The organism is Candidatus Phytoplasma sp. AldY-WA1 (assembly GCF_020312115.2).
Classification (GTDB): domain Bacteria; phylum Bacillota_I; class Bacilli_A; order Acholeplasmatales; family Acholeplasmataceae; genus Phytoplasma; species Phytoplasma vitis.
In genome coordinates, this window is sequence record NZ_JAHRHX020000060.1 from 1 (window position 1) to 3,606 (window position 3,606).

3 protein-coding genes and 1 pseudogene are annotated in these 3,606 nt (G+C 22.1%); 2 read left to right on the top strand and 2 right to left on the bottom strand.

Annotated elements, in window-relative coordinates; translation table 11 throughout:
• Positions 1-230, top strand: a pseudogene (locus KTO59_RS03755) (pseudouridine synthase); the annotation flags it as partial.
• Between the two features lie 373 nt (positions 231-603).
• Here KTO59_RS03755 and KTO59_RS04530 read toward each other — a convergent pair.
• A complete protein-coding gene (locus KTO59_RS04530; protein WP_320412683.1) occupies positions 604-1,137 on the bottom strand; it encodes a 3'-5' exonuclease in 534 nt (177 codons plus the stop codon).
• 148 nt (positions 1,138-1,285) lie between these two features.
• Positions 1,286-1,900, bottom strand: coding sequence for a group II intron reverse transcriptase/maturase (locus KTO59_RS03765; RefSeq protein ID WP_320412684.1), 615 nt, complete (start codon positions 1,898-1,900; stop codon positions 1,286-1,288).
• A 623-nt stretch (positions 1,901-2,523) separates the two neighbouring features.
• Here KTO59_RS03765 and KTO59_RS03770 point away from each other — a divergent pair.
• A partial coding sequence (locus KTO59_RS03770) for a hypothetical protein (protein WP_284928709.1) occupies positions 2,524-3,606 on the top strand: 1,083 nt, incomplete at its 3' end.

Below are 3,606 nucleotides of genomic sequence, written 5' to 3' on the forward strand. Positions count from 1 at the left end.
TTAATTCGGTTGATTTTAAAAATTTAATCGATGTTAAAATATTATTTAAAAAAACGCAAAAAATTATTTTAAATGATTATTTAATTAAATTAGTTAAAAATGGTGTTTTATTAGATGAAAGACAAATTTTGACCACAAAATCATTTCTTGTTTTAGATCGAAATCAAAATTGGATTGCTTATTACCAACCAATACAAAAAAATAAATATTATCCAAAATATTTTTTTTGACAAAATATATAAAATTTAAATTTTATTAAAAAAGAAACATAAATAAAAAGAAAACTATATTAAGAACTTTCTTTTTGTTCTTTATTTATCTAAATTATATTTTATAAATTTTATATTTAATTATTTTTTCGTTAGTTAAATAATATAATTTTTTTGTTAAATATTATTTTTTGTTAATTTTAAAATATCTCACACTGTTCTAAATTTTCTAAAAATAAAGGTTTTTTATAAATTATTAAATAATGAAAATAAACATAAACAATAATTCTTTGTAATTTTAAATGTGTTAATTGATATTTTTTACTAAAATTAAGAATAATATAATTCGCAATATCAAAAATATTAATTTTGTTATTTAATTTATTTTTTATTTTTATAATCCCATTTCTTGTAAAAAGATGACAGGGTTTAGATTCATGATATCTCCATATACCATTCTCTCTTTTGAAACAGTAATATATAAACGTTCTTTTGCTCTTGTGATTGCAACATAAGCAAGGCGTCTTTCTTCTTTGACATCTATTGTATGTAAAAAATCATCAATGAAGGTTTCTTGTTCGAATCCAATTAAAAAAACTATTTTAAATTCTAATCCTTTAATTTGATGAATTGTTGTTAACAAAACTTTATTTTGTTCTTTTATTTTGTTATTGTTTAATTCTTTTCTTTTTTCTTCTAACATTTTCCTTATTTTATTTAAATAAGGGTCGTCGAATTGTTTTTTTGATTTAATTTTAAAACTTTTTTCTCTATTTTCGTTAATTATATATGGAATTTTATTTAAAAAAAGACTATCTTTTATTGAAGATAAATAATTTTTTCTATATAATATAGCGATGTCTTCATATTTATAATTTTCTTTATTAACTAATTCCTTAATTGTATTTACAATAAAGCAATTTTCTATAAAAGAATTATCAAAATAATAATCTAATCGTGATAGATCAAATGCGTTTCAGGATTATTCCTTATTACAAATTGGCCCCACACAACACCGTACGAGCAAGTTTCCAAGCATACGGCGTTTATAATATTCCTAGTTTTTGACGATTTATTTATTTGTTTTTGGATAAAATGTTTTGTTTGTGTCTTTTAAACCATCCAAATGATTTTATTTGTTGGTTCGTTATTTTTTGATGACAAGTTTTGCATAATACTTTTGTTTCTTTGTTTCTCATACTTTGCATATTCTTGTTTCTCACAGTTTTCGTATGATGAATTTCTAGTGGAATTCCTTCTACTAAACAGTTTTCACATTTAACAGCTTGCAATCTATCCGTTAACTTAGTTCTACTTTTATAGGTGTTTGTGTTTACTGTTAAGTTCGTATTTTTATTTTGATATTTCCTTAATTTTTTTACAAATTCCCAACTAAATAGCGGCCAAATATCGTATTTGGGTTTGGTTTTAGTTTCATATTTGATTCCAAAACTTTTCCCTATTCGATATTTCTTCCGAACTTTTGCAAGTGAGCATTTATCCTTTCCAGCAAGAGTTTTTAATAAAGAATATGTCACATAATAATACCATTTGCCTAATTGAGCGATGTTTGAAATATAACTATAATAATTTATGTATCCATTCATGATAGCTTTATAAGTTCTTATTATTTCTAGTTTTCCAAAACATATTAGGGATTTATCATGAATAATTTTATTATTTTTATCTATCCCGCATTGTTATAAATTTTTGTAAATAAATTCATTTTTAATACCGAAAAGACTAGTTTAAAACAACTAGTCTTTTTTTTGTTTTTAGTGAAAAGAGGTTTTAAAAATGAATTTATTTACAAAAAATTATAACAGTGCGATAATATTCAGTATATTTTACTATTTGTAGTTTTACATTTCTTAAATATTCAATAGTAAGTGGTTTGTTTTTAATAGGTTCAGGTTGAATTTCGTTTTTTATAAAAAACTTAAATATATAAACCAAAATATTTATAGATTAAATTTACCATCTTATTTTGAATAAATTGATCTAAATTAATAGTACTATTTCTTTATATAATGAAAAATAAGATTATAAAATATAAGATTTATAAAATATTGTATATGTTTTCTTTCTTGGTTTTTTCTTTTTTTTTCTTTGTTTAGTTCAATTTTTAAAAAAATTTTTAAATTTTTAATTGATATATTATTTTTATTTTATAGTACTATTAATTAATGAATAGTTTACTTTTTGAACGGTTCTATTTTAATTTAACACTGCGCATACTCAATAAGAAAATAAAATTGTATTTTAATTATTTTTTTTAAATATTGAGTTTTTATTAAATAATTTAGGAGGTTTTATGTTTTTTAAAGTTTTTAAAAATTTTAAAATTAAAGCTTTATTTGTGATTTTCTTGATTTTGTCTTTTTTAAATATTTATTTGATTCCAGTTTATGCCCATATTTATTCTGATGGTGATGGATCTAATGGCCAGTCATTTTTTAATCCTCTTGATTACGAAATAGATTCTTCTAAAAAACATGAATTAAAAAAATGGAAACATGAAGGTGGTCCAGTTTTTTCTATTAATTTTCGCTTATTTTATGATATTCAAGGGATAAAAATGGTTCCTTGCAAATCTTATCAAGAATGGAGCAATGGCAAACAATTAACAGAAGATGTTCTTGGATTTATACCTGGAGCAGGACATGTTTTCAATTTTGCTTATGATGTTGCCGAAGTGGCAGGTTTTACCGATAGATTGATTGATGCAAATGATTATAAAATCGCAATGTTAAATGACATTGTTTATTATGAATTAGAAAGTGACCCCGGAAAAGGTTTTTTCTTTTTTAATTCAAATGAATTAGAAAAAATCAAGCAAATAGATTTTGCTTTTTGTGATTGCGATAAACATGTTTTTGTCATAAATGAAATTTTAGAAAGTTTTATTAAAAATAAAGATTTAGATAAAACTTATATGGATCCTGAAAAAGATATAGAATTATCTTGTCAACGTTTTTCAGATCAACAAGTTAAAAAAATAGTTTTAAAAATTAATCAAAAAGTTAGAGATAAAATTCATAAAAATGCTTTAAAAAAAGTATCTAAACAAGCAGCTAAAAAAACAGTAGGTCATTTTTTAGGAAAAATTTTTGTACCAGGTTTGATAACAGTTTATGAAAAAGCAGAACAAATTCAAGAATCTGATAATAGTCTTAAACAAAGAATTACTTTTGATATCACTAATAATAGTTCTGAAAAAACAATTGGTTTTGCTTTTAATTTTCCTTCAGAAAACGAAATAGAAATTTACGAATTAAAAGAAAAATATAATCATGAAAAAACTTTTAGATTAGCGAAAAGAAGTAATATTTCTAATTCGGACCATATGTTAGTTAATGTTTTAAAAGCAAAAACTATAGATTCATCTACTCAGACA